Raw genomic sequence first — 26,156 nt, forward strand, 5'->3', positions numbered from 1 at the left:
AAATCCAGCGAAATACATGCCTGCTCAATGAATCAAAGGGCAGGTTTTTTGTTGTTGATTTCTTGCAAATAGGTTCCAAATCTATGAAGTAAAATGGTAGGAGGGGGCACGTTTCTAACTTACATTCTGTTTTTCTTGTAGATCTGCGTTGAGAGGTGTTGTAATCCGTCGATTTATAGTAATATGAAACTAGTTTATTTTTCCAATGATAATAATGGAATAGGAGTGCTCAATTGTTTATGGTGGGGAAAGATCGCCCAAGTGTGATCGTGCTAGGCGGTGGTATCGCCGGCATGAGTGCAGCGCACGAACTAATGGAGCGTGGATTTCGCGTCTCTGTGTATGAATGGAGAACCATTCCAGGAGGCAAGGCACGAAGTATGCCGGTTCCCAATTCGGGGACGAATGGTCGACCAGATTTGCCAGGAGAACACGGATTCCGGTTCTTCCCAAAATTCTATAAGCACGTTACGGACACCATGAAGCGTATTCCCTATCAACGGCCGAACAGTACCGAGAGATTAACCGTATTTGATAATCTAATCGAAGGAACGAACTTGGGACTTGCCTTCTTCAATCGTCCTATGCTTCCTTTTCTTACTGAATTCCCGCAAACGATACGCGGCTGGCGCACACTGCTTAAATCACTATTCGATAATAAACTTGGTTTAAGTGAGAAGGACGTCGACCGTTATGTGAACTGTCTGTGGCAGGTTCTGACTAGCTGTGATGAACGCCGGCTGCTGGATTATCAGCGAGTAGCATGGTGGGATTTTCTACAGGCGGAGAAGCAGTCAGCGGAATTCAGACACATCTTCACCGGCCTAACGCGCATATTGGTCGCAGCACGGGCGAAGGAAGCGAATGCCTGCACAGTAGGCACGGTAGCTGCAACCGTAATGCTGGATATGGTACTGCCAGGAGGTAGTGCGGATCGCTTGCTGAACGGCCCTACCAATGATGTGTGGATCAATCCTTGGCTGACTTACTTGAGACAAGGGGGGGTCGACTATCGCTTAAGAGCGAAAGTTGAACATATTCATTGCAAGAATGGCCGGATTCAAGGCGTGACCATTCAAGAAGAAGGCCGCTCCCACATTGTAACCGCAGATTACTATATCGCAGCACTGCCCGTTGAGGTGATGGCGGAACTGATTACGGAGGATCTAATCGAGGGTGATCCATTGCTGGGCAGACTGCCTGAGCTAGCGAAGAACGTAGAATGGATGAACGGCGTCCAATTTTATTTGAAAGAAGATGTCCCTATCATCCATGGTCATGTCATCTATATGGACAGCCCTTGGGCATTGACTTCTGTATCCCAAGCTCAGTTCTGGCCGCATTTCAAGATGAGCAATTTCGGCAATGGGGATGTGGCAGGTATCATCTCGATCGATGTATCGGATTGGAAAACGCCTGGTATTGTATTCGGGAAGCCGGCAATGCACTGCACTAGCGAGCAAATTAAGATAGAAGTGTGGGAGCAGCTGAAGCGGAGCTTGAATCAAGGTGAGACCATACTGAGCGATGATATGATTGTGCATTGGTATCTCGATGAAGATATTCAATTCCCGAACCCGCATGAAGTGATCAACATGGAGCCGCTGCTCGTGAATCATGTCCACACGTGGAACTTGCGGCCGAATGCATATACAGCAATTCCGAATCTGTTCCTTGCGTCGGATTATGTTCGAACGAATACAGATTTGGCTACGATGGAAGGGGCGAATGAGGCTGCGCGAAGAGCGGTCAATTGCATCATCGAACGATCGTCGATCGATGCCCCACCCTGCAAAATATGGGATATGTATGATTATCCATTGCTATCGGCATGGCGTTCCAATGACCGCTCCCGATTCCATAAAGGCCTTCCATGGAACGGGAAAATCATTGGCTGACTCGAATGCTCAACGTTCAAGGCATTGAATCGATAGGGAAAGGAATAATGATGTTGATCCATTCCATATTAGCGCATGAATTCAAAGGGCTGCTCTATATTATGAGCGCAAGTCTTATGTTTCTCATCATCACGCCGAAATTCATGTTCGCTCATTACCGTCGCAAGCTGTTGTTTATTTTTATCTTAATTTTGCTGACTTGTTTTTATATTGGGTATGAAGATATCGATCCATTGCTGTACGGGCTGCATTTAACTCCTGTGTCTCTTGCGCTAGCTGCTCTGTTCGAGGGTTTGCTGCCAGGGATATGTACATGGTTGGCATTCAATCTGTGCACATTACTATACTTGCAGATTTACTCGGTACCGACAATCATTGGTTCCACGATGATGCTCGCAGCTGGACTTATTCTGCACTATAAGCAGGTGCTGCAGAGTACCTATTTGAAGATTTTCCTCATGTCGCTGCTGCTGATTACGGTATATTTAGCTGGCTATCTGTTCTTCTTCGATCAATGGGATCAAGTGCAGGGAGTAGAGGTGGTGATTGCTGTCATTGGAACCTATTTGTCCTCGATGTATGTAAGCTACATCTATCATCATGTCAAAAATCAGGAACGGATGCGGGAAGAGCTTTTTCGTGCTGAGAAATATCAAGTTATCGGTCAGCTCGCCGCTTCCATTTCTCATGAAATTCGCAATCCACTGACAACTGCACAAGGCTTTCTACAGCTTATGAACCGTAAAAACTTGACCCCGGAACAAATTCAGACCTATCGGAATTATGCAGCTTCCGGCATTGAACAGGCGAATTCGATCATTACAGATTATTTGAATTACGCCAAACCAACGGTCGAGGTGGCTCGTCCGCTCTATGTTCAGGAAGAACTAGACACCGTCGTGCCCAGTATAAGGGGCTACATTATGAACTTTGTCGTATTGCTGCTCGATGATGTCGAGCGTGTCTTTCAGACGGTGCTGCTCTTCTTGAAAGGCACTTTGAAACGTGTCGCTCACCTTCAGTTACCCCCTAAGAAAGGATTGTGTAATCTCTCCCACTTCTTTGTTGGAACACATCAAAATATGGAAAGAGAAGAATTAATATATCATATTGACCCTGAAAAAGCAATGATATTTCAATGATACATCGCAGCTATTGCTTGACGAGTAGGCTAGGTTCGTCATAATGTACTGCACCGAGCCATATATAATGAGACAGGTGAGTGCTGCGAAGACGAGCCTATAGCTGAGAACGATGCGATTATGATGTATGCGCCAATTTTGAGAAATGGTCAAGGGGACATCGCTGTTAATGTATCATCTGAACAGTAGCGTAATTTTAATATAGGAGGGATGACATTTTAATGAAGCATTCCAAACGATTTATTCTCTTATGTGTAGTGTTTATAACCATGACGATTCTGCTGAGCGGCTGTATGCCTGGAGACGGTTCGTACACGGATCAATCACCAGCTGGTTTCTTCTGGGGGATCTGGCATGGCTGGATTGCGCCGATCTCGCTGATTTTTGGGCTTTTCAAGGATGGAATCCGTGTATATGAGATCAATAATACAGGCTGGTGGTATGATCTCGGATTCTATCTTGCGATTGTCGGCGGTTTTGGAGGGTTTGCGTTCAGTCGGAGAAAAGGAGATCATCATTAGTAGACAGTAAGCTAGTTGTAGATGTTGTCGATAAAAAGGATTCTTTGCATGCGGTCATGCGAGGATCCTTTTTTATTTTGATAGGAGAAGTGATCTGTCAAAATGGATTACATGACAAAAATGAAAGGAAATTGTAAGGCATAACAATGGTTACATTTCTTCATACCCAGTAAAGTATGTGGTACAGAACAGGTAAGCGAAGGAGTGTAATTAGCATCTATGTTGGAAGTCAGAAATGTATCCAAAATATATGAAGGCAAAGTGTCTTACAAAGCACTTTCCGATTTGAATTTATCGATAGGCAAGGGCGAATTCGTCGGCATCATGGGGCCATCCGGAAGTGGTAAGACTACTTTCTTGAACGTGGTGTCCACGATCGATAAGCCGTCATCAGGAGAAGTATTGATTGGCGGCAGCAATGCACACGCTCTTAGTAAGCGTAAACTAGCTTTGTTCCGGCGCAGAGAGCTTGGCTTTGTATTTCAGGATTTCAATTTGCTGCAGACCTTGACCGTGAAGGAAAATATTATTTTCCCATTGACGCTGGAGAATGTCAGCATTAAGGAACAGGAACAGCGTGTAAAAGTGATTGCGGACAAGCTTGGAATCGGACATATTCTGGACAAGCGCACCTATGAAATCTCGGGTGGTCAATGTCAACGTACTGCGATTGCGCGGGCAATCATCCATCAGCCGAAGCTGCTGCTTGCGGACGAGCCGACTGGTAATCTGGATTCCAAGTCAGCCAAGGACGTGCTTGAAATGATGGAGAAGATCAACAAGGAAGACGGCACCACGACGATGATGGTTACCCATGATGCATTTGCTGCAAGTTACTGTGACCGCGTCATCTTCATCAAGGACGGTTCGCTGTACCAAGAGCTGCACAAGCATGATGAACGGCAAGTATTCTTCCAAGAAATTATGAATGTCTTGTCAGCATTGGGGGGAGCGGAAGATGAACTTTCGTCAGTTCGCGTTTAAGAACGTATTTCGGAACAAGCGATTGTATGCCGGGTATTTCATAAGCTGCGCCTTCTCGGTCATGATCTTCTTCGTGTATTCGATGCTGGCCTTCCATCCGGAATTGAACATGGCCGATAGCGGCAAGTACGGCAAGGGTGCTCAGGCGGGGATGGAGGTTGCGCAGTACATTATTTATGTGTTCTCCTTCTTCTTCATCCTGTATTCGATGAGTGTCTTCTTGAAGACACGGAAGAAAGAATTTGGTGTGTGTATCATGCAAGGGATGTCTGATATGCAGTTGAAGCGCCTTGTATTTGTGGAAAATATCATTATCGGATTTGCTTCAACGGTTGCAGGGATAGTTACCGGATTAGTAATGTCAAAGGGAATGCTCATGCTAGGCTCATCCTTGTTATATTTGGATGACCCATTGTCATTCTATTTCCCAACGACAGCGTTGTGGTTCACGTTCGCAGCCTTCATGGCACTGTTTATTGCGATTTCATTATTTACGGCTACCATATTACGTACAAGTTCCTTGATCGACCTGCTAAAAGCTTCAACGAAGCCGAAGCCAGAGCCCAAGGCTAATGCGGGGCTCGCGATATTTGCAGCACTGTGCATCTTAGGTGGCTACGGAACCGCGTTCGTAGTCCGTGGGGAACAGGTTCTATTCGCCATGCTGCCTGTAGTCGTTCTTGTCTCGGTAGGCACTTATTTCTTATTCACGCAGCTAAGCGTGTTCATCATTAATAGGCTGAAAAAGAAGCAGAAGCTGTACCGCAGGAACACAAATATGCTGACCTTGTCAGACTTGGCCTATCGGATGAAGGACAATGCACGGATGTTCTTCCTCGTCGCCATTATTTCCACAGTCGCTTTTACGGCTATTGGCACACTCGTTGGCTTCAAGGCAATGCTGACAAACAGTGTGGCAGATTTGATGCCGCCTATGTCGTATGAATCGACTGCAATGAGCAATAAGCACGAGCAGAAACATGTAGATTTGATTGAGTCAGCACTTAAGAAAGAAAACATCAAGTATGATGCCTACATCATTCATAGCAAAACAGCAGAATTCAAAGATGGATCGATTATGAAGGTGATGGGGGCAACGGAATACAATTCATTCGCCAAAGAGCGCATTCAGCTCCGTCAGGGTGAAGGATTCATGCTGGAAACGAAAAGCAATGATTTTGGCAATAGGAGCACAGCTTCAAATTGGTCGAAGGGGCAGGCCTTGACATTGAAGCAGACAGGCAAGTTGAAGCTTGTTGACTCACTCGAGATGACCGACGATGTGAGACAATTTGTATCGGGCGGCGAAGTGCTGGTATTGTCAGATGAGGATTTTAAGGCAATCCCGCTTACGAAGTTCGACGAGACAAATTATATCTTCAACATGGAGAACTGGCAGGCGACAAAATCATTGTCAGCAGATCTGGAGAAGCAGTTCCAAAAAGAAAAGCAGCAAGACTTCCGCTTCCAATCCAGAGCGACATCGATGTCAGAACTCAATCAAGGAATGGGACAAATCTTGCTGACGGGCTTATTTGTCGGAGTCGTGTTCTTCGTATCAGCAGGCAGCTTCCTGTACTTCCGCCTGTTCTCAGATTTGGATAATGATATTGTCCAGTACCGGGCAATTTCGAAGCTGGGGTTGACAGAAGGGGAACTTTCCAAGGTTGTTACGACGCAAATCGGACTGCTGTTCTTTGTTCCGATCATTGTAGCTATCGTTCATGGAGCGGTTGCACTGAATACGTTGCAGAATTTGTTCCCGAACGTATCGATTTTGAAAGAAATCATACTCGTATTAGGCACGTTCTTCATCATTCAGGTCGTGTACTTCTTGCTCATTCGTGCGAACTATGTAAGAAAGCTGAAAAAAGTATTGTAATAACACAGTTATATCCTTATCAGAGAGTAAGCCGTATCGTGGCTTGCTCTCTTTCTATTTGAATTGCAGCTGAGGAATGAACGTGACAATTTTGAAAGGAAAATGTAAGCAATAACAATGGTTGTATTTGCTAATCGGGAGTAAAGTGAAGGTACCGAAAACAACAAGGAGCGTGTAATTCTGCTATGCTAGAGGTTAAAAATGTATCCAAAGTATACGAGGGTAAAGTCTCTTATCAAGCATTATCGAATTTAAACCTAACCATTCGCGAAGGTGAGTTCGTCGGGATTATGGGGCCGTCCGGAAGCGGGAAAACGACATTTTTAAACGTGGTATCGACAATCGACAAGCCCACATCAGGAGAAGTATTGATTGGTGGGAGCAATGCGCACGCCTTAAATAAACGCAAGTTGGCACTGTTCCGCCGCCGTCAGCTTGGCTTCGTGTTTCAGGATTTCAACCTGCTGCAAACCTTGACGGTGAAGGAAAACATCGTATTTCCATTAACACTGGAAAATGTGAGCATTAAGGAGCAGGAGCAGCGTGTTCAAACGATAGCGGAGAAGCTGGGCATCAAGCAAATTTTGGACAAGCGTACGTACGAAATCTCTGGGGGACAATGCCAGCGGACGGCAATCGCTCGTGCTATGATCCATAATCCGAAGCTGCTTCTAGCGGATGAACCGACGGGGAATCTGGATTCGAAGTCTGCGAAGGATGTTCTCGAAATGATGCAGAAAATCAATAAGGAAGACGGCACGACGATGATGATGGTTACTCACGACGCATTTGCTGCCAGTTACTGTGATCGCGTCATCTTCATTAAGGACGGCTCGCTGTACCGAGAGCTGCATAAGCATGATCAACGACAAGTGTTCTTCCAAGAAATTATGAATGTGTTGTCGGCAATAGGAGGCGCGGAAGATGAACTTTCGTCAGTTCGCGTTTAAAAACGTTATTCGCAACGCGCGGCTGTATGCCGGTTATTTTATAAGCAGTGCTTTCTCTGTTATGATCTTTTTCGTATATTCGATGCTGGCCTTCCATCCAGAATTGAATTTGGCGGAGAGTGGGGGATTCGGAAAAGGCGCACAAACTGGGATGCAGGTTGCCCAGTATATCATTTACGTCTTTACGTTTTTCTTCATTCTTTATTCGATGAGCGTCTTCTTGAAGACGCGAAAGAAAGAATTCGGTGTCTGCATCATGCAGGGGATGTCCAATATGCAGCTGAAGCGTCTCGTATTTCTAGAAAATACGATCATTGGATTTGCTTCGACTGTGACCGGTATAGCAGCAGGACTGATTTTGTCTAAAGGGATGCTTATGCTCGGTTCGTCCATGTTGTATTTGGAGCATTCGTTATCGTTCTACTTCCCAACAAAGGCGCTTTGGTTTACATTTGTGGCCTTTATGCTGTTGTTCCTAGTAATCTCGTTCTTTACGGCGACGATCTTGCGAACAAGCTCACTTATTGATCTATTGAAAGCTTCGACGAAGCCAAAACCGGAACCGAAGGCGTCGGTATGGCTGGCTATTCTGGCTGCCATGCTGCTGCTGATCGGTTATGCGATAGCTTTTATCGTACGCGGAACCCTTGTTATGTTTGCACTGCTGCCTGTCGTCATTCTTGTGTCGATCGGTACATACTTCTTATTCACACAGCTAAGTGTGTACATCATTCATAAATTGAAGAAGAACAAGAAGTTGTATCGCCGGAATACAAACATGTTGACACTGTCCGATTTGGCATATCGGATGAAGGATAATGCGCGCATGTTTTTCCTTGTCGCGATTATTTCAACCGTTGCATTTACAGCCATTGGCACGCTTGTTGGGTTCAAAGCGATGCTGACTGAAGGCGTTGCAGGATCGATGCCGCCGATGTCTTATGAGTCCTATGCCGACAATAAGCAGGAGCAAAAACATCTTGCATACATTGAGACAGGGTTGAAGGAAGAAAACGTTAACTATGACAGCTTCGTTATTCATAATAAAGATGCGGAGCTTAAAGATAAATACTCATTCAATGCAATTTCCGTAACGGATTATAACCTGATCTCGGAGGATAAGATCCGTGTAGATGCAGGAAGTGCGGTATTGATGCAATTCAAGATGGATGACTTCGGATATAACAGAGGGAAGAAGGACTGGTCGAAGGGGCAGACTTTGATTCTGAGCAGTGGAAGCAAGCTTCAATTGACAGATGTACCGGACATGAGCAAAGATGTTCGTCAATACATCACTGGAAATCATGTGCTTGTGATGTCGGATTCAGATTTCAACGCACTTCCAAAGTCGAAAACCGATATGGAGATGCATGTATTTGCGATGGATGACTGGCAGGGAACGAAGGCAGTTGCTGAGAAGCTGAATACACAGTTGAATGCTGATAGTACCAATCCCCACTATCGTTTTCAGGCGCGAGCGCTTGCGATGCAGGAAGTGAATCAGGGTATGGGCCAAATTCTGCTGACAGGCTTGTTCGTAGGAATTGTTTTCTTCGTGGCAGCAGGCAGCTTCCTGTACTTCCGACTATTCTCGGATTTGGATTCCGATATCGTGCAGTATCGAGCTATCTCCAAGCTGGGTCTGACTGAAGGGGAACTGTCAAAGGTTGTATCCACTCAAATCGGACTGCTGTTCTTTGTACCGATTGTCGTAGCTATCATTCATGGTGCCGTTGCATTGAACACACTGCAAAATTTGTTCTCGCAAATCTCTATTTTAAAAGAAATCATTCTAGTATTAGGTACATTCTTCGTTATTCAGGTTGTCTATTTCTTATTCATTCGAGCAAATTATGTGAAAAAACTGAAGAAGGTACTGTAATCAAGCAGTCCAAAAAAGATAGGAGCAGGTCGCCGTTGCGATCTGCTCCTTATTATTTATTTGCAACATTATGAGGTGAACCAATGCTTAGGATATTGTTTTCCCTGTGTACGATGATATGTCCACGCCGCCAGTACTAAGACAACGGCTCCTAACCCGACCGGAAACAACAGGTAAGACCAAGGGGCGCCTGTCATCATAATAAGCAGTGGATCGGCGCCCGCAGGGATGAATTATCCCCCACGGCAATTACGATACGCGATATTTTGGTAGAAAAGTTCAAGAACGAGCAGGAAGCGGATTGATGAGGTCTCCAATTAGGGAGTAATCATCAATCATTGTTTTCATTTAACTGTTCATACTGCATCGAGCCGTCGCGGCATATTGCTTATTCGGATCGCACTGATCATCGAGAATAATGGATTGTGCCGCCAGTCCCTCTCTCCATTGCAATGGCAGCGGACAATTGGTAACCAGCGTATGGAAGCTGGACAATTCAGCAATTTTGACAAGCCCTATTTTCTCGCACTTCGTTATATCTGCGACTAATATACTCTGCTTCGCATGATGCAGCATAATCTTGCGTATTTCAGCTTCTTCTTCATTGGCGTCAGTTACGCCGTGTGTAAGATCGATACCGGAGCACGAGAGGAAGGCTTTGTCGGCAGTATATCGGGCGAGGGCGTTGGCAGCAGCATGTCCAGAATAGGACAGTGATCGGCGGCGAAGAGTACCACCGGTACAAATTAATTTAATATGTTCAGCATCTGATAGTTCCATGATGACATTTAGTGAATTTGTGATTACAGTCAATTGCTTGCGCGCTTTTATTATTTTGGCGATATGGAGTGAAGTTGTACTCGAATCAAGCATAATCGTATCCCCATGTTGGATAAGCCTAGCGCACTTTGTTCCGATCCACTTCTTTTCAGACAAATAGCAGTCCTCGCGCACCCATGCAGGGACGTCAGAGCTTACGGATGTCTCTGCTAAAAATGCTCCCCCATGTGTTCTTAGCAGGAGACCTTCTTTCTCCATACGATCCAAGTCTCTTCGCACTGTTTCTTCCGTCACTCGAAACTGCTTGCTAAGCTCTGCAACGAGAACTCTGCCGTCCTGGAACAGGTGCTGCATGATGCGTTTTCGGCGTTCAATGGCTAACAAGGCATTTACACATCCTCACGATAAGGTGGACAATGGTGGCATCTTGCTTCATGTAGACCTCTATTATAGCGAAATATGGTATTTTTGACGAGTTAAGAAAGCATAACTATTTCACAACACGAATTAAGTAAATATTCTACTCTGGTCATCTCTAGAAAAAGGTTATAGACTAGAGGTGAATTAATCCATGCTTCATGCATTGCAGATCGAATAGAATGAACAGGACAAGGGAGATGAACGATCGATGTCAACACATATGCAGCCTACACTCGTCTTTCCGGTAATCAGTGACATACATATTGATCCTTCGGGTGAAGGTAGTGTCGCCAAGTTCGAACGAGCGATGTTGCAGTTGAATGCAAGGGCGCCTCATCAGGATGCGTTTGTTATTGTAGGGGATTTAACAAACAATGGACTTGAGGAGGAATACGATCGCAATTTGGAAGTATTCCGCAAGCATAAGCTGCCAGGAGCGACACCGCTCATCACGATCGGCAATCACGACTATTGGAACGGACTTCCGATTGAAGAAGCGCAGGCTCGCTTTCTTGCAAAAACGGAGATGCCATCCTTATATTTTCATCAGGTCATTAAGGGTTACCATTTCATTGTCATGGCGACAGAGGATAAGGTTACATCAGGGTACTTCTCATTGGATCAGATTGCATGGCTTCGCGAACAACTGCAGGTGGCTGCAGCCGATTCAGCAGAGCGTCCTATATTCGTCTTCCTGCATCAGCACTTGAAGGACACCGTGTACGGCAGCGAGGACTGGGGCATTCAGGACAATATTGAACCGCTTATGGAGGCATTGCGGCCATATCCGCAGGTTATTACGTTCTCCGGGCACTCCCACTATCCGCTTCAGGATCCGCGCAGTATTCATCAGGAGGACTTTACTTCTGTTGGAACGGCTTCGCTTAGCTATATGGAAGTGGAACATGGCAAGCTTCAAGGGAATTTGCCATTAGGGTTCGAGAAGTTCAGCCAAGGCTTGCTTGTCGAGGTATTTGAGAATCGTGTTGCCATACACAGACTTGATTTTGAATATGATCGTGAAATTGGAGACGCTTGGGTTGTGTCGCTGCCAGCGTCAACTTCAACCTTTACATATACCATTCATCGTGACACAGAAGCGCCATGCTTCCCTGATCACGCACAATTGCATGTAGAAGAGGAGTGTACAACTTCAGATTCTATCGTTATCGTCTTCGATCAGGCATCTGATAATGAGCTTGTACATGCCTACAACGTTACGGTTGAGAATCGCAATGAACTAGAAGAGGCTGTACATTACGCTGCATTTTCCGAATCTTATAAATATCCGGTTCCGGAGCAGCTTCGTCTGGAGATACCCGGGCTGAAGCCAGATTGTGAATACTCCATCGCGGTACAGGCAATAGATACTTTCGGCAATGTGAGCGAGCGTGTGCTGCAGGGCAGCTGTCGTACTCGTCCTGTTGAAGAGCTGAAGGTGGAAAATTAATTTATCTTAATTAGTATTCTTAATATTGTATAACGCAAGTGCCCAAAGCGAACCAACGCTTTGGGCACTTTTCGCATTCACCTCAGGATCATATTCGTATTTTTATGCATCGTGATGATAAAAACATGTAAAAGTATCAATAATCGTTGTTTTGTCATATTTCAACATTTCATTGCAAGGCATATACTTCAATATAACTAGAGTGGTGCAACTAAAGAACTAGACTCATGCGATCTAGCAAACATCTTACTATGACGCTGTACTATTTTTTGAATGAAGAGGGGGAACATATGGGACTTGAAGCAGCATTGACTATTTTTCTGTGTACAATTCTTGTGTACTCTTCAATTGCCAAGCTAGTAAGTTATCATGATTTTGAAAAAACCGTACAACAGCTCAACTTTCCTTCTTTTACGGCTTGGGGCGTCATAGTGTTCGAACTGCTCATTGCCGCCTTACTAGTGATTGATTCAACTCATTATGCTGGAGCGGTAGGTTCGCTTCTCCTATTTGGTTCATTCTATTTCGTAGCTGGAAAAGCACTATGGGACAAGAAAAAGATTACATGCAATTGCTTCGGGAAAACGACAGAAGAGCAACTAGGTTGGGGGACAATGATAAGAAACACTCCATTCTTCGGAGCCTCTCTATTATGCATCTGGCTGCATAGTCCTGCTTCCATGAGCGGAACAGCAGCAATCGAATGGATCAGTATTGCTGGTTTCACTATCGGGCTCATTAATGTCTATACGTTATGGAATAATCGCAGCCTATTAAGTTAGGAGGACATGAATGGAACAGGTTTTTAACATTTCTTATTTAGCACTATGGATTATTGTCACATTGCAAACCTATTATATTGTCCAAATTGGAAAAAAACGGAATATTCAGCAAGCCAATACGAATCAAGGCCCAGTGTTGGTGCATGAGCATCATGGAGTGCCTGCGGGTGAACTGTTTCCCCAGCTCCAATTTGACTCGATTAATCAAGGATCAATTGATTTGAAGAGCATGACCAAAACAGGATTCCTCATCGCTTTTACCTCTGTAAGTTGTGATCAATGCAAACTCGTATACCCAATCCTTAAACGCTTCTATCAATTAAGGCCAGACATAGAAATTATCTTAATGATGCAGGGCAATGATTTTGACGTAGAGAAAATAATTAATCAATTTCAGCTAACGATGCCCATTGTCCCTATCATTCCCTCAGATATGGCCAGACTTCAGACAGGATACTACCCGTTCATCTATTACTTATCCTCCGCCGCAGAAGTACGAACCAAGAGCATTATCAATTTTGAAGAGCAGTTGAACTTGCTAGTTGAAAAGGGGCAGATGAAAGTTGCTGCTTAAAGTAATTGCAATAGGTAGTTAAGGCGTCTGCCTTTGACTATAAATATGACTATGTTGAAAGGAGGCTATGCATATGAGTTCAGGTTGCTTCACGACAGGCGGATGCACTTCGTCGAAGTGTGCGCACTATCCGCAAGAAAAATTTGTTTATGAAAGCGTTTATGTATGCGCAGGTTCTTCTACTACTACTTATTATTGTACTTGTTAGTAGTCAGACGGAGAAGAGAGGGACTCCCTCTCTTCTCTTTTTCATTGCATTGAAAAGATCGTATAAACAGGAGAATAAACGATGGAAATTTCAAGTGATGGGAAACGTAATTTTAAAGAAAAAAGAAGACTTATTACAAATGTCCTATTTCAGTTTATCCCCACGATGATGAAGGTCATTCCTGGAATGACTATGATTATTGTTGTGTGCAATATAATAAGTTCGTTAATCCCTGTCGTTCAAATTTATCTAGTAAAGGAACTCATTGATGAGATAACCGCACTATTCGAAAGCCACTCCAGTTCCCTGCTGACAATCTATCTGCTGTTAGGGATTCAGGGTACACTGCTGCTTCTCGATAAACTAATTCAATTTGGTGAGAAGATTGTAGGGTTTCGTGCGCAGCAGCACTTAAAGTTTTATTTTGAACACTTATTAGTCCACAAGTCATCTAAGCTTCCGCTTCGTTATTTTGACCGTCCCGAGTACTTTGATCAGCTTGAGCGAGCAGCTCTCGGCATGGATATTAGAGGATTTTCGATATTTGTATTATTTATGAACGCGCTGCGGAACTCCATATCTATAATCGGAATGTTGTCTGTCTTACTATCCTTTCATTGGATACTCGCACTTGTTGTGCTGCTTATGCTGATTCCTAGTTTGTGGGTCAATTTATACTTCGGCCAGCGCAAATACATGCAAATGATTAATCAAACCCCAACACAAAGAAAAACACACTATTTGCTCCAACTTTTGCACAGCAGGCATGCAGCTAAAGAATTTAGAATCTATCAACATACAGATTATGTAATAGGGAAGTGGACTGAGTTATTTTGGAAAACAACAGATGAACGATATCAATTGGAGAAAACAGCGAGCTGGAGAGCCTTATTAGTTGGTTCTGTACAATCATTTTTGAACATAGGTACTTTCGGTATATTAGTATGGTTTGGCTATCAGGGGTTATTGACAATAGGCCATTATGTTTCACTGACGCAGGCTTTGGTGCAAATAGAGGGGTTCATATCAGGATTGGGACGTAATATAGCGGGGATATATGAAGAATCCTTATTTGTCAGTGAAGTATTACAATATTTACATATAGAAACAGAAGAAGACAAGGAAAGAAAAGAGAATACAGTTATGTTTCCAAGTCAGCTGCATGATTGTATTGAGGTGCGCGATCTTACTTTCTCATATTCGAATCAATCCAAGCCTATATTGAAAAATATTACTTTCCGTGTTGCGGCTGGAGAAAAAATTGCAATCGTAGGAGAGAATGGGGCAGGCAAGAGTACGCTTGTGAAATGTTTATTAGGACTCTATTTCCCGAACGAAGGCTCAATCACATATGATGGGATAGAAATTCGTGCAATAAATACAGCAAGCCTGCGGGAGAATGTGTCTGCTGTGTTCCAAGATTACGTCAATTACCAGCTAACTGCACGTGAGAACATTGCCATGGGAAAGTTGGGCCATATTCATGACGATGCAATGATTATGGAAGCGGCAGACAATGCCGGGGCAGGGGAGATACTGCGCAAACTGCCGCAAGGCATGGATACGGCGCTTGGGGCTATGTTCGAAGGCGGACATGAATTGTCTGGAGGACAATGGCAGAAAATTGCATTAAGTCGGGCGTTTATGAAGCAGGCACAATTCATGATATTGGACGAGCCAACGGCAGCTTTGGATCCTAAGTCTGAAGCGGAGGTATATGATCATTTTATGAAATTATGCGAGGGGAAGACAACCATTATGATCTCCCATCGATTGAGCAGCTGCAGGAATGCTGATCGAATTATTGTACTTCATGATGGTGAAATCATCGAAGAAGGCAGTCATGAGGAGTTAATTCAAAAACAGGGCGAATATGCGAAAATGTTCGCTTCGCAAGCTGGTAGATATACCGCTTAATGAGGTGTATTGAAGAAACAATACCTTATGTCTGTAAAAGTTATTGTTATTTTTTATAAAAGAACGTGTCAAAGTATCAATAATCGTTGGTTTGTCATATATCCGTGAAAGCGCTTTGCTTTTACAATGAAGAAGACAACATCTGGAAGGAGTTAAGATTTATTCAGCAAGAGTTATATTGAATCAAGGAGGGATTTTCATATGGCGAAGGCAACCACGGGAGCAGAGATAGAACCGGGCCTGAACCTGGATAAGCATAAGAAAAGCGCATTAAAACGATTTTTTATGCAAATAGACATACAACTCATGGTGCTGCCCGCACTTGCTCTAATCTTTATATTTTCTTATATCCCTATGTATGGCATTCTTATTGCTTTTCAAGATTATAAGCTTAAGGCAGGCTTCAATCTGTTCAGCAATGAGTGGGTAGGATTAAAGCACTTTATTGATTTTTTTAATTCACCAGAATTTGTACCTGTTATGCGAAATACGATTATTATCAGTTTTATGAAATTTATCTTCGGGTTTCCAGCGCCAATTGTGTTAGCGCTTATGCTTAATGAAGTGCGCAAGATGGCCTTTAAACGGGTCATTCAAACCGTTACGTACTTGCCTCACTTCTTATCATGGGTAGTTATCGGATCCATGGTTACATCCTTACTGTCCGTAGACAATGGCAGCATAAATATGCTGTTAGAGAAGCTCAGGATTATCGATGAGCCGATTAACTTCATGTCATTGGCAGAATATTTCTGGTCGATTCTCGTTGCAACCAATGTATGGAAGGAAATAGGGTTTGCCTCCATTGTATATTTGGCAGCGATTGCAGGGATCGATCCTCATTTGTATGAAGCAGCATCGATAGATGGTGCGAGTCGATTCAAGCAGATGACGCTCATTACACTGCCTTGCATTATGCCAGTTGTGATCATCTTTATGATTCTTGCAATCGGCAACCTGCTCAATGCAGGCTTCGAGGACATTCTCATTCTCGCTTCGAATCCAGCCTTGAGAGAAGTATCAGACTCGCTTGATGTATATGTAGTTCGTGTCGGTATTGATAATTACAGGTACTCCTATGCAACGGCAATCGGCCTGTTCAAGGCTGTTGTCAGCGTCACGTTGCTTACATTTGCGAACTTCATTGCCAGAAAGACGGGCAATAGCTTATGGTAATGAATCATTCCATAACTAGGAGGACTGAATAATGATACGTGATAGTATAGGAGATCGCATCTTTACGGTTTTTATCTATGTAGTGTTAACCTTATTGGCCTTTTCGACCTTTTATCCATTCTGGAATTCACTTGTCATATCGTTTAATGAAGGATTGGATACGTCTAAGGGCGGCATTACTTTCTGGCCGCGCGAGTTTACATTGGAGAACTATAAAATTGTATTCGAAGATTCGCGATTAATGAATGGGTTTTTGATTGCCCTCTTGCGAACGGTCATTGGAACGGTAGCATCCATCTTAGCGACGGCCATTTTTGCATACGGGATGTCGAAGCGAGGGCTTATGGGCCGCAAGTATTATATGATTATGTGTATTGTTACCATGTATTTTGGAGGCGGTCTCATTCCGAGCTATATGCTCATTCGTGGACTTGGTTTGTTCAACTCTTTCTGGGTGTTCATTATTCCGGCACTTATTAGTGTATGGAATATGATTATATTCCGAACCTTCTTCCAAGGCTTGCCGCAAGGCTTGGAAGAGTCAGCGAAGATTGACGGCTGCGGTAACTGGGGAACATTCTTCCGTATTGTCTTCCCGTTATCTGGCCCTGTTATTGCTACCTTGTCTCTGTTCACAGCGGTTGCGCACTGGAATGAATGGTTCGTAGCCAGTATCTATATTACGAACGAGAATCTGCTTCCTATTCAGACGATACTAAGACAGATACTATTCTCCAACATCGCATCTGAACAGTTGTCCAATGTAGATACGAGTGCGCTTGTGCACATCAATGCTGCGAAGAAAATAACCTCAAAGGCATTGACGATGGCCACGATTATGGTAGCAACGCTTCCAATTGTATGTGTGTACCCGTTCTTGCAGCGTTTCTTTGTAAAAGGTGTATTGATTGGCTCGTTGAAAGAGTAGCGATTGTTTAATCTGCTGGACATTTGGATGCGTTTAGAGCAACCTTGCTTTAAACATAGATTACAAAATTGAAAGGGGAAAAAGCCGTGAAGAACAAAAAAAATCTTCTGCTGAGTGTGTTGTCTGTTTTTATGGTATTCACTCTGTTAGTAGGATGCGGCAGTGGGAAGACAAGTGCTCCACCTGAGAATGAACCTGTGAAGCAAGGCGACACGGGCAAAGAATCAAGTGAAACTCCGAAGAGTGACCTGTACGAATTGGGCAAGGAACCACTTGAAGTATCGTTCTATGGCAACTATGGTTGGTACCAGCTGCCGAAATGGGGTAAGGACCCTGCTTCGAAGTGGATACAGGACAACTTGAAAATTACGGTCAATGGAATCAGTTCAGGTGGCAACAATGCACAGAAGCTGCAAACGATGATTGCGGGCAATGAGCTTCCTGATATTATCTGGACTGACAGAGGGCCCGATATAGAACGTCTTCGTGAGGCTGGTATGCTCGTACCATTGGATGAGTATATTGACAAGTACCCGAATTTCAAGAAGTATTTGACTGAAAATCACAAAGCATTGCTCCGTTCGCCTGACGGCAAGATCTATCAGGTACCGAACTATTATACACAGCAGCCAAACGGAAACGCGGGCTATGCAATCAACAAAAAAATCTATAAAGAGCTCGGCTCTCCAAAATTGGAGACGACTGACGACTTGTATGCATACTTGCAAGCTGTTCATAAGAAGTTCCCTGACGTCACTCCATTTGAAACGGGATTGGCAAAAGACGGTCACGGTATTGACCAACTCTTCTCTTCCTTTAAAGAAAATAACTTGTCCCTTACTCGCTTCTTCGCAGTTCCAGATGGGGATAAAATGGTCTCCATCTATAAGGATCCAGGCTTCCGTGAATCCGTTGTATATACAGCGAAGCTGATGCGTGAGAAGCTGATGACGCAAGATGCGAATACGCAAACAGAAGACCAAGTAAGAGAAAAAGCGATGAATGGCAAGTTTGCTGTTATTGCAACTTTCGATCCGATGAAGATGCTAGCTGTAGCAGATGAGGAATTGAAGAAGAAGGATCCGGAAGACGGCTATATGTTTATTAAACCGATTGTAAAACAAGGTCTGGATGCTAGCAAAATCTATCCAGGAACATATAACCAACTTGGATGGAACGTAGCTGCCATTACGACAAATGCGAAAAATCCAGAGGCCATATTCGCGATGCTTGACTGGATGACTGGCCCTGAAGGCAGTATGGTACTTAACTGGGGACCTCCAGGAGCGGATGGTTATTGGGATGGATTTGAAGCTGATGGTCTGACACCGAAATTTAATAAGGATAAATACATGAATGATCCGAAAACGCTTTCTGAAATAAATGGTAAAGCTGGCGACTTGGTATGGGTGGGCAATACAATGTTCATGGATAATACGAAAAAGCAAATGTTGTCTACTGTACCAGCAGATAAGATTGATTTCAGCAACCGCTGGCAAATGGAAGTAACATGGGCTTCACAAGGTGACTTCACGGAGTTCCTCGGCTGGGAGCCGACTCCAGATAGTGAAGAGGGGATTGCTAGACAAAGTGTTAGAGATATTTGGTTGACAGCTAGAGCAAAATCCATGTACGCGAAATCCGATGAAGAAGCACTGCAAATTCTGGATAAAGCACATGATGATTCCATGAAGGTTGGTTATCAGAAGTTCCTTGACCATGTTACAAAAGTTTGGACGGAGAATAAGAAAGCAATGGGTAAATAATCTTCGGAACGAAGGCTCGCTGTCTGCCAGCGGGTCTTCGTTCTTTTGATCCAATCTTTTATTTTGAAATCATCTGACTGTTCAAATGATAGTTGAACTTGTTATACTTTGTTTAGGGAAATGCTGGAATGAGAATTGTATGACTGCATCATTTGGGGGGCCTCATTCATGTATAACGTGTTGTTAGTTGATGACGAGATGCTTGATCTGGAAGGAATGAAGCAATTCATTCCTTGGGAAGAGCTTGGGTTAGAAGTTGCAGCAGCGGTAAATAACGCCTTTGAGGCTTGTCATATTATTGATAGTACGCCTATCGATATTATCGTCAGTGACGTTAATATGCCGAATATGTCCGGGTTGGAGCTGGCCCGCAGGGCGATTGAGGTAAATTCCAATATCCGAATTATTTTTGTAAGCGGTCACCAAGATTTCAGTTATGTGAAACAGGCATTATCTTTGAAGGCCTACAGTTATGTACTCAAGCCGATGAATGATGATGAGCTTATCGCTGCACTCGAGAAGGTGAAGCAGGATCTTGATGATGACCGGAAGCGTCGTGATGTGGAGGAAGCCTATCAGCATATGATTCCGATGGCGAAGAATGATTTGCTGTTGCGGTTGGTTGACGGGCAGTGGAGAAGTGAGCAGCAGGATGGAATGATGAAGCTAGTTGCCTCTTATGGGCTTGACAAACTGAATTGGCCTGTCCGAGTTGCTGTTATGGAACTTGACTATATGACTTGGACGCAAGAACATACGAGCTTGTCACATGAGGTTACAACGAAGGAATTCCTGTATGCGGTCAATGAGGTTGGATTGAAGCATCATATGCCTCATTGCTGCAAGTTGACGCCTCATCGGATGATGGTGCTGATTCATGATCAGTATTTAGACCCTTTCATTGATGATTTATATAAGGTGATTGAGACTCAGTTCTCCGTGACGATGACAGTTGGGGTAGGGGAACCAGTAAACGGATTGGAACAGCTCTATCTCTCGTTCCAACAGGCAACCAAAGCGGTTGATGGCAAAATGTTTATTGGCAAAGGGAGGCTTATCCGCTACGAAGCGGTGAGTTTGAAGCCCGAAATGATGGATGCGCGTACATTGGAACAACGTATGGAGGCACTATTTCACGCCTTGATGGAATATGAGCTGGTCTGTATTTACGATGAGATAGAGAGGCTGTTCGAATCTGTGAGCATGCTCCGTTCTAAGTTTACCGTTCATAATCTCGCGATGTTCATCATATGGAAGCTGGATGAGCAATTGAAGACAAAGGATGAGAATCTGTTCGATATATTGGGTATGGAGCTGCATAACTTGGATATTCTGCTGCAATTTGATACGGTGAGCGATATTCGCTCCTGGCTCGTCAGGAAGACATTTGAAATATCTGAATATTTGCGCAGCAAATCTACCTCCAAGAATAATCGGCTCATTCGAGAAATGATTCAAGTGATGAAGGATAAAATGAGCGAGAACATTACACTGAAGGACGTGGCGAATCAATTCTCATTCTCACCGAACTACTTGGGGTACATGTTCAGGGAGGAGACTGGGAAATCGTTCAGTGAAGTCCTTATACAGCTTCGTATGGAGCGGGCACGCGAGCTGCTCCATGAGAGCTCCATCAAAATCTATGAAATTGCGAATCAGGTAGGCTATCGATACCTTCCCTATTTTAGCAGACAATTCAAGGAAGCATACGGCATGACTCCGATGGAATATCGCAAGCGGGAAACATGATAGGGGAGAAGTCAATGAACGAACAGCGACCGAAGTTCCGCTATTTGCCGATTGGCTACAAACTCATGCTGACTTATATGGTTTTCATCATTGTTCCTGTATTAGTCATAGGACTTGTCTCCCATTCCATGTATGATCAATCGATTCGCAAGCATACACGGAACAATATACAAGGAACACTGCTGCAGATTCGCGATAATATTGAATATAAGATGCAGGATATAATTCGCATATCTTCTATATTGTACGGCGACTATGAGCTGTATCGATATTTGCGCAGCTACGAGGAAGGCTGGGAAAATTATGATCGCATTACGAAGTATGTTATTCCTAAGATAGAAGCGGCATCTTCGGCAACTGGAATGAAGCTGTGGATTTCTGTTTTTTTTCGTAATGAATCCATAAATGAGATCCATCACAGTACATTTGGGAAAGAGAATCCTACGGATTATAACTGGCCGTATGAAATTTATCATTTGAATCGAATTACAGATAAGGATTGGTATAAGAGCTTTCCACCCGAGAAGTACAGCATCACAATGAAGTGGAGCCAAATTGAGCGTGATGCAGAGAATAGTCGAATTTCCCTGCTTCGTCGGCTTGTGGACACCAATAATCCTCTGAAGCTTCAAGAAGTTGGATTTTTGCGCCTTAATGTTGCGATCTCGGAGCTGTTCGATAGTATTAATTATTCGAAGATTGGAAATGACAGCGTAATCTACCTAGTGGATGAACAGGGGAGAAGCATCTATCAGTCTGGCAAGTTGCCTGCTAATGAAGCGGATACGCAGAGCAACTATTTGACGATCCAGGAGACGGTAGGGAAGCAATCTTGGCAGCTGGTCGCACATGTGCCTCTTTCCATTATTCAAGAAGATTCGATGAAGGTTCGATTGTTTGTTATTTTTATTTGCTTGATCTGCTTTATTGTGTTGTCATTCGCAGGAGTGTTCATTTCGAGATATTTCTCGATTCGGATTACGAAGTTCGTGTCAGTGCTCAATGCTTTTCGGGAAGGCGATCTGCACAAACGAATTTCCTATCGGGGCAAGGATGAATTTTCTCAAATTGCCACCGCATTGAATAGCATGGGCGAAAATGTTGAAGCGCTAATTAAGGAAGTGTATTTGACACAGCTGCAGAAGAAGGAAGCGGAATTGGAGATGCTGCAATCGCAAATCAATCCGCATTTCCTGTATAACACGTTGTCCTCTATTAATCGGCTAGCGAAGTTCGGGGATAATGAGAAGCTGCAGCAGATGGTATTAGGCCTGGCTAAGTTCTACCGACTTGCGCTTAACAACGGCAAACTGATGATACCGGTACATAATGAGTTGGAGCAGGCACAGGCTTACGTAGATATACAGAAGATTAAATACGGTGATCGCATTAGTGTTATGTTCGATATTGACCCAGCAGTATGGCCGTATCGTACGGTAAAGCTGATTGTACAGCCATTTATTGAAAATGTGTTGGAACATGCTTGGTGTGGAGATCGAATTTTCATTCGAATTGTAGCAAAGAAGGATGTGGATGACCTGCTGTTCCGGATCATCGATGATGGGGTAGGTATGACCGCTCAGCGAATCCATGATATTTTTGATGGAAGAGACCATGTGAATACAGGCTACGGCATTCGAAATGTAGATCAACGTATTAAACTGCACTACGGTGCAGAGTATGGAGTTACAATTGTGAGCGGGCTTGGCATTGGCACATCTGTATCCATACGTATACCAGCTGAGGCATCAGAGCAAATAACTTCCCAATAAGCGCCAGACATCCTGTATAATAGATGATTATGAATCCATGCTCAGAAATGGAGGAAAATCAATTGAATGCTCGATCATTGGCCTTCTTGGCTGTTCGGCTCGGCGCTCTCTATTGGATCGTGACCGCCTTCTTAGAGTTGGCGAAGATTGCAGCTGCGCTGGTAAATATGATCTCCTCGATGATTCATATGGAGGTTGGAAGTGAAAATATTGTAATCACCAATTTCGTCATACTGCTCCTTCCTGTCCTTGTTCCGCTTATAGGAGGAATCATCCTATGGTGCACGGCAGGATCATTATCGAAGGCGCTAGCACCGTCTAAACTACGTGATGTGACTCTAGTGAAGACACAAGATACAGACGTATCGAGTAGCGGCGAGAAAAGTGTCCTTCCGATGCGCAGCCAGACGCATTCTGCGAACCCGGTGCTTCGCACCACCCTTCAAATCGGACTAGGTATTGCTGGTATTATGCTTCTCGTGAACAGCATCCCGGAATTTATCAAGCTATTGATTATGCTCTCGAATCAAGAAGTGGCTTTATTTGCAGAGCGGGCTTGGACGGATGACAGCGCCAAGTTCATTGAAGTGATTGTACAGATGCTTCTTGGGATCTGCCTTGCTGTTGGGGCGGGTGGGATTGCTCGTTTTTTTACTCGTACAATGGAATAAAATACGATACGTTCTCTACATAAATACAGCGGCTGAACCTTGCTCTAGTGGCGAGGTCAGCCGCTGTATATTTATTTGCGCGCGTATACGATTCCAATTGTGTTTGGTCCACAGTGGCTGGAGATGACGCAACCACAATCCGACAGGATCACATGTTTTGCGCCCGTCTTCTCTTGCAATTCGGCCTGAATCATATTGGCATCTTCAGGCGATAAGGAATGAGTGACGAATACGATATCCTTGTCCATCTCATCCACATGATCCAGCGCATTTTGCTTCAACTGCTCAAGTGCTTTCTCGCGTTTGCCGCGAATTTTATTGGCCGCAATCATTTTTCCATCGACAACTTTAATGACAGGACGAATGCGAAGCAGGCTGCCGATCAAGTTCTGCAGACTGTTGCAGCGTCCGCCCTTATATAGATAATCTAATGTATCTATAATGAACTCGGTTTCCATTTTGCCGCGAACGTCCTCAACAAGTTCTATAGTTTCCTCCAGAGATGAACCAGATTCCAGTGCCATCGCTGCCTTGAGAACTTGAATCCCGATACCGGTAGACAAATTTAAGGAGTCAATGACAGTTACAGTACCTTCACCGAGCATATCCCCGGCAATAATGGCATTCTGAATGGTGGACGATAAGTGGGAAGACAACCCGATATACAGAATTTTGCGGCCTTCGTTCACAAATGGCTCAAATGCCTTTACAAAATCAGCTGGAGATGGCGAAGATGTCTTCGGCAGCTTGCCGCATGCATCTACACGCTTGTACAATTCCGGAGGGGTCATATCCACTCCATCACGATAAGCGTCGTCACCGAAAGTAACATATAAAGGGATAATGCCAATGTCATAACGTTCAAGTAGTGATTTCGGCAAATCGCATGTGCTGTCCGAAAATATTTTAATGTGATTCATTATGCTTCCTCCTGAAAGGTATGTAGCTTCTATTAGGCTATAAGGAAATGTTACTCAACTAGACATTTAACCATTATACTGCAAAAGGAATGGACTTACATAATCCGAATTGAGTGAATAGGCTGAAAAAATATTCCAAATAGGACGCGAGATTGCGTTCGCTTAAGACGTCACGGTATACTGAAGCAAGATAACAGCATGCTGAACTGTTTCATAATTGGGTACAGCTTGCTTGTAGAAGTACATACGGAAAGGACATGCAGACATCAAAGATGAACAAGATGAATATGGAAGCAAAGGCATTTAGACGAATTCAATGGGGTTTGTTATTTTTTATTGATTATGCGCCGAGGGGCGTTGATCTGCTGCCGGACATCGTAGGCTTTGCCTTGGTATTTAGCGGTGTAACACAATTGATATCCGTATCTGATCGCTTTCTACATGCGAAGCGAGTATGTATCCCGCTGATCGTTCTAGCGGTGTATGAGCTGCTGCAGCCGATGCTGTTAGGCGGAGTCAGTGCGGAAGCGAGAGCATGGATTGGAGTGTTTCGCAGTATAGCAGAGACGGGGTTGAACATTACACTAGTAACCTTCATGTGCAGTGGTTTGCGGGAGTATGCACTGCGCCGTGACTGGGGCTACATCGCACATATGGCCCGTAGACGATCCATCTATTTTACAGTTGCACTCGCTTGTTCATTAAGTATGCTCGGATTCGCGTTTGCATCACCGATGGTGTTCTCCGCAATGGCGGCGCCGATGTTCTTGCTATATATTATCGTTGTTTTCATGCTAATGGGTTTGTTCGGCCAAGCTGCGAAGATGGTGCAGAAGTCAGGTAGCTGAGCGTAAGAACAATTGAAGGGGGAACAGCAATGATTCGAATTCATTGTGATGCAGCAACGAGACAGGGGCAGGGCAGACGAAATGAAGACCGGATGATTGCACTTCCCGAACAGCAGCTATATGCGGTCATCGATGGTGTATCTGGATTGGAGCCTATTACAGATGAGGAAGGGCATACGGCAGGAGAGATGGCTGCCATGAGTATTGCTCGTGGTCTGGAATCTATCACTACTACAGCAGCTATCGATTCTCCACTCGATGTGATGTGTGCTCGACTCATGGATGCAAATCGCAAGTTGGATAATACGATGCGCCAATACGGCATCGCTCCATACGATACAGGACGAAGGTTCGGTGCGGTTCATGCCGCTGTGTGGCTTGATGAGTATTATGCGTATTGGACGCAGACGGGCGATTGCATGATATACGCGCTATATGAATCCGGGGAGGTTCGAGCTGTAACTTATGATCGAGTCGCCCCCTTCGATGAGCGAGCCTTGTCAGCGTGGATGGAGCATGAGGAGGATTGGAGGGAGCATAGGCAGCCAGAAGAGATTCGGCAGCTGCTGAGGCAGAATCGTTCCCGTGCGAATACAGAGTTCGGTTACAGCGTCCTTAATGGAGATGAGGCCGTGCAGCATCGCCTGGAATATGGAGCCCTCCCACTCCAGGGAGTTACGCATATTCTGCTTGTATCAGATGGCATTTATCCTTGGCGTGTTGACGAGGAACAGAGCAGTATGGAGCGGTGGTTCCAATACATCATTACTACTGGGATGGAGCAATGTGCCGCCGCCTTGGAGGCACGTGAACGAATAGATGCCTACTGCAATCAAATACCCCGATTCAAAATGTGCGACGACAAGAGCGGTATTTTGTTAACAATTGAGCGAATCTAGATATAGGCCCAAATGAGAACGGTTAAGTCGTTCCTCA

22 protein-coding genes are annotated in these 26,156 nt (G+C 44.3%); 19 read left to right on the forward strand and 3 right to left on the reverse strand.

The window, feature by feature from the left end:
* Window positions 1–239: 239 nt before the first annotated feature.
* The 7 genes from ABN764_RS00790 (at window position 240) to ABN764_RS00820 (ending at window position 9,259) form a co-directional block, all read left to right on the forward strand.
* Complete coding sequence (locus tag ABN764_RS00790) at window positions 240–1,898, forward strand: hydroxysqualene dehydroxylase (protein ID WP_028533167.1); 1,659 nt, start codon at window positions 240–242, stop codon at window positions 1,896–1,898.
* A gap of 47 nt (window positions 1,899–1,945) precedes the next feature.
* Complete coding sequence (locus ABN764_RS00795; RefSeq protein ID WP_446670681.1) at window positions 1,946–3,040, forward strand: histidine kinase dimerization/phospho-acceptor domain-containing protein; 1,095 nt, start codon at window positions 1,946–1,948, stop codon at window positions 3,038–3,040.
* Between the two features lie 221 nt (window positions 3,041–3,261).
* Entirely contained in the window at window positions 3,262–3,561 is a 300-nt protein-coding gene (locus ABN764_RS00800) for a hypothetical protein (RefSeq protein ID WP_174809258.1), read from the forward strand.
* Between the two features lie 219 nt (window positions 3,562–3,780).
* A complete protein-coding gene (locus tag ABN764_RS00805) occupies window positions 3,781–4,545 on the forward strand; it encodes an ABC transporter ATP-binding protein (RefSeq protein ID WP_044355020.1) in 765 nt (254 codons plus the stop codon).
* Window positions 4,520–6,427 (forward strand): FtsX-like permease family protein, encoded by a 1,908-nt coding sequence (locus ABN764_RS00810; protein ID WP_446670682.1) that lies wholly within the window; start codon window positions 4,520–4,522, stop codon window positions 6,425–6,427. The genes ABN764_RS00805 and ABN764_RS00810 overlap by 26 nt, the downstream gene beginning before the upstream one ends.
* A 185-nt stretch (window positions 6,428–6,612) precedes the next feature.
* Window positions 6,613–7,377 (forward strand): ABC transporter ATP-binding protein, encoded by a 765-nt coding sequence (locus tag ABN764_RS00815; RefSeq protein ID WP_065294399.1) that lies wholly within the window; start codon window positions 6,613–6,615, stop codon window positions 7,375–7,377.
* Complete coding sequence (locus ABN764_RS00820) at window positions 7,352–9,259, forward strand: ABC transporter permease (RefSeq protein ID WP_446670683.1); 1,908 nt, start codon at window positions 7,352–7,354, stop codon at window positions 9,257–9,259. The genes ABN764_RS00815 and ABN764_RS00820 overlap by 26 nt, the downstream gene beginning before the upstream one ends.
* Before the next feature lie 68 nt (window positions 9,260–9,327).
* Here the strand turns inward: ABN764_RS00820 and ABN764_RS00825 are convergent, their stop codons facing one another.
* Window positions 9,328–9,489, reverse strand: coding sequence for an HPP family protein (locus tag ABN764_RS00825; RefSeq protein ID WP_446670891.1), 162 nt, complete (start codon window positions 9,487–9,489; stop codon window positions 9,328–9,330).
* Between the two features lie 118 nt (window positions 9,490–9,607).
* Window positions 9,608–10,423 carry a DeoR/GlpR family DNA-binding transcription regulator gene (locus ABN764_RS00830; protein WP_446670684.1) on the reverse strand — a complete coding sequence of 272 codons (816 nt, stop codon included), beginning with the start codon at window positions 10,421–10,423 and terminating at the stop codon, window positions 9,608–9,610.
* Window positions 10,424–10,667: 244 nt separating this feature from the next.
* Here ABN764_RS00830 and ABN764_RS00835 point away from each other — a divergent pair, with 244 nt between their 5' ends.
* The 10 genes from ABN764_RS00835 (at window position 10,668) to ABN764_RS00880 (ending at window position 23,452) form a co-directional block, all read left to right on the forward strand.
* Window positions 10,668–11,909 carry a metallophosphoesterase gene (locus ABN764_RS00835; RefSeq protein WP_268623258.1) on the forward strand — a complete coding sequence of 414 codons (1,242 nt, stop codon included), beginning with the start codon at window positions 10,668–10,670 and terminating at the stop codon, window positions 11,907–11,909.
* Between the two features lie 290 nt (window positions 11,910–12,199).
* Window positions 12,200–12,691 (forward strand): MauE/DoxX family redox-associated membrane protein, encoded by a 492-nt coding sequence (locus ABN764_RS00840; RefSeq protein ID WP_315744161.1) that lies wholly within the window; start codon window positions 12,200–12,202, stop codon window positions 12,689–12,691.
* Between the two features lie 10 nt (window positions 12,692–12,701).
* Window positions 12,702–13,265 carry a hypothetical protein gene (locus ABN764_RS00845; protein WP_446670685.1) on the forward strand — a complete coding sequence of 188 codons (564 nt, stop codon included), beginning with the start codon at window positions 12,702–12,704 and terminating at the stop codon, window positions 13,263–13,265.
* A gap of 289 nt (window positions 13,266–13,554) precedes the next feature.
* On the forward strand, window positions 13,555–15,390 hold the full coding sequence (locus ABN764_RS00850; RefSeq protein ID WP_446670686.1) for an ABC transporter ATP-binding protein: 1,836 nt from the start codon (window positions 13,555–13,557) through the stop codon (window positions 15,388–15,390).
* A 201-nt stretch (window positions 15,391–15,591) separates the two neighbouring features.
* Window positions 15,592–16,566: an ABC transporter permease gene (locus ABN764_RS00855; RefSeq protein ID WP_028533158.1), complete on the forward strand. Its 975-nt coding sequence runs from the start codon at window positions 15,592–15,594 to the stop codon at window positions 16,564–16,566.
* A gap of 31 nt (window positions 16,567–16,597) precedes the next feature.
* Entirely contained in the window at window positions 16,598–17,494 is an 897-nt protein-coding gene (locus ABN764_RS00860) for a carbohydrate ABC transporter permease (protein ID WP_446670687.1), read from the forward strand.
* Between the two features lie 86 nt (window positions 17,495–17,580).
* Window positions 17,581–19,260 (forward strand): extracellular solute-binding protein, encoded by a 1,680-nt coding sequence (locus ABN764_RS00865; protein ID WP_174810197.1) that lies wholly within the window; start codon window positions 17,581–17,583, stop codon window positions 19,258–19,260.
* A gap of 168 nt (window positions 19,261–19,428) precedes the next feature.
* On the forward strand, window positions 19,429–21,009 hold the full coding sequence (locus ABN764_RS00870; RefSeq protein WP_065291915.1) for a response regulator: 1,581 nt from the start codon (window positions 19,429–19,431) through the stop codon (window positions 21,007–21,009).
* A 14-nt stretch (window positions 21,010–21,023) separates the two neighbouring features.
* Entirely contained in the window at window positions 21,024–22,781 is a 1,758-nt protein-coding gene (locus ABN764_RS00875) for a sensor histidine kinase (RefSeq protein WP_446670688.1), read from the forward strand.
* Between the two features lie 62 nt (window positions 22,782–22,843).
* A complete protein-coding gene (locus ABN764_RS00880) occupies window positions 22,844–23,452 on the forward strand; it encodes a hypothetical protein (RefSeq protein ID WP_174811277.1) in 609 nt (202 codons plus the stop codon).
* 71 nt (window positions 23,453–23,523) lie between these two features.
* On the opposite strand, the gene ABN764_RS00885 is transcribed toward ABN764_RS00880, so the two are convergent.
* Entirely contained in the window at window positions 23,524–24,372 is an 849-nt protein-coding gene (locus tag ABN764_RS00885) for a DegV family protein (protein WP_174811278.1), read from the reverse strand.
* 272 nt (window positions 24,373–24,644) lie between these two features.
* Between ABN764_RS00885 and ABN764_RS00890 the strand changes: the two genes are divergently transcribed.
* A complete protein-coding gene (locus ABN764_RS00890) occupies window positions 24,645–25,220 on the forward strand; it encodes a hypothetical protein (protein ID WP_251482900.1) in 576 nt (191 codons plus the stop codon).
* Between the two features lie 29 nt (window positions 25,221–25,249).
* Window positions 25,250–26,119 (forward strand): protein phosphatase 2C domain-containing protein, encoded by an 870-nt coding sequence (locus ABN764_RS00895; RefSeq protein WP_268623265.1) that lies wholly within the window; start codon window positions 25,250–25,252, stop codon window positions 26,117–26,119.
* Window positions 26,120–26,156 lie beyond the last annotated feature (37 nt).

Source organism: Paenibacillus wuxiensis (assembly GCF_040195695.1).
Taxonomy (GTDB): Bacteria; Bacillota; Bacilli; order Paenibacillales; family Paenibacillaceae; genus Paenibacillus_B; species Paenibacillus_B suaedae.

Excerpts from the sequence above, each read along its gene's own strand:
- ABN764_RS00790 (WP_028533167.1), top strand. The coding sequence starts at position 240 with ATGGTGGGGAAAGATCGCCCAAGTGTGATCGTGCTAGGCGGTGGTATC.
- ABN764_RS00795 (WP_446670681.1), top strand. The coding sequence starts at position 1,946 with ATGATGTTGATCCATTCCATATTAGCGCATGAATTCAAAGGGCTGCTC.
- ABN764_RS00800 (WP_174809258.1), top strand. The coding sequence starts at position 3,262 with ATGAAGCATTCCAAACGATTTATTCTCTTATGTGTAGTGTTTATAACC.
- ABN764_RS00805 (WP_044355020.1), top strand. The coding sequence starts at position 3,781 with ATGTTGGAAGTCAGAAATGTATCCAAAATATATGAAGGCAAAGTGTCT.
- ABN764_RS00810 (WP_446670682.1), top strand. The coding sequence starts at position 4,520 with ATGAACTTTCGTCAGTTCGCGTTTAAGAACGTATTTCGGAACAAGCGA.
- ABN764_RS00815 (WP_065294399.1), top strand. The coding sequence starts at position 6,613 with ATGCTAGAGGTTAAAAATGTATCCAAAGTATACGAGGGTAAAGTCTCT.
- ABN764_RS00820 (WP_446670683.1), top strand. The coding sequence starts at position 7,352 with ATGAACTTTCGTCAGTTCGCGTTTAAAAACGTTATTCGCAACGCGCGG.
- ABN764_RS00835 (WP_268623258.1), top strand. The coding sequence starts at position 10,668 with ATGTCAACACATATGCAGCCTACACTCGTCTTTCCGGTAATCAGTGAC.
- ABN764_RS00840 (WP_315744161.1), top strand. The coding sequence starts at position 12,200 with ATGGGACTTGAAGCAGCATTGACTATTTTTCTGTGTACAATTCTTGTG.
- ABN764_RS00845 (WP_446670685.1), top strand. The coding sequence starts at position 12,702 with ATGGAACAGGTTTTTAACATTTCTTATTTAGCACTATGGATTATTGTC.
- ABN764_RS00850 (WP_446670686.1), top strand. The coding sequence starts at position 13,555 with ATGGAAATTTCAAGTGATGGGAAACGTAATTTTAAAGAAAAAAGAAGA.
- ABN764_RS00855 (WP_028533158.1), top strand. The coding sequence starts at position 15,592 with ATGGCGAAGGCAACCACGGGAGCAGAGATAGAACCGGGCCTGAACCTG.
- ABN764_RS00860 (WP_446670687.1), top strand. The coding sequence starts at position 16,598 with ATGATACGTGATAGTATAGGAGATCGCATCTTTACGGTTTTTATCTAT.
- ABN764_RS00870 (WP_065291915.1), top strand. The coding sequence starts at position 19,429 with ATGTATAACGTGTTGTTAGTTGATGACGAGATGCTTGATCTGGAAGGA.
- ABN764_RS00875 (WP_446670688.1), top strand. The coding sequence starts at position 21,024 with ATGAACGAACAGCGACCGAAGTTCCGCTATTTGCCGATTGGCTACAAA.
- ABN764_RS00885 (WP_174811278.1), bottom strand. The coding sequence starts at position 24,372 with ATGAATCACATTAAAATATTTTCGGACAGCACATGCGATTTGCCGAAA.
- ABN764_RS00890 (WP_251482900.1), top strand. The coding sequence starts at position 24,645 with ATGAACAAGATGAATATGGAAGCAAAGGCATTTAGACGAATTCAATGG.
- ABN764_RS00895 (WP_268623265.1), top strand. The coding sequence starts at position 25,250 with ATGATTCGAATTCATTGTGATGCAGCAACGAGACAGGGGCAGGGCAGA.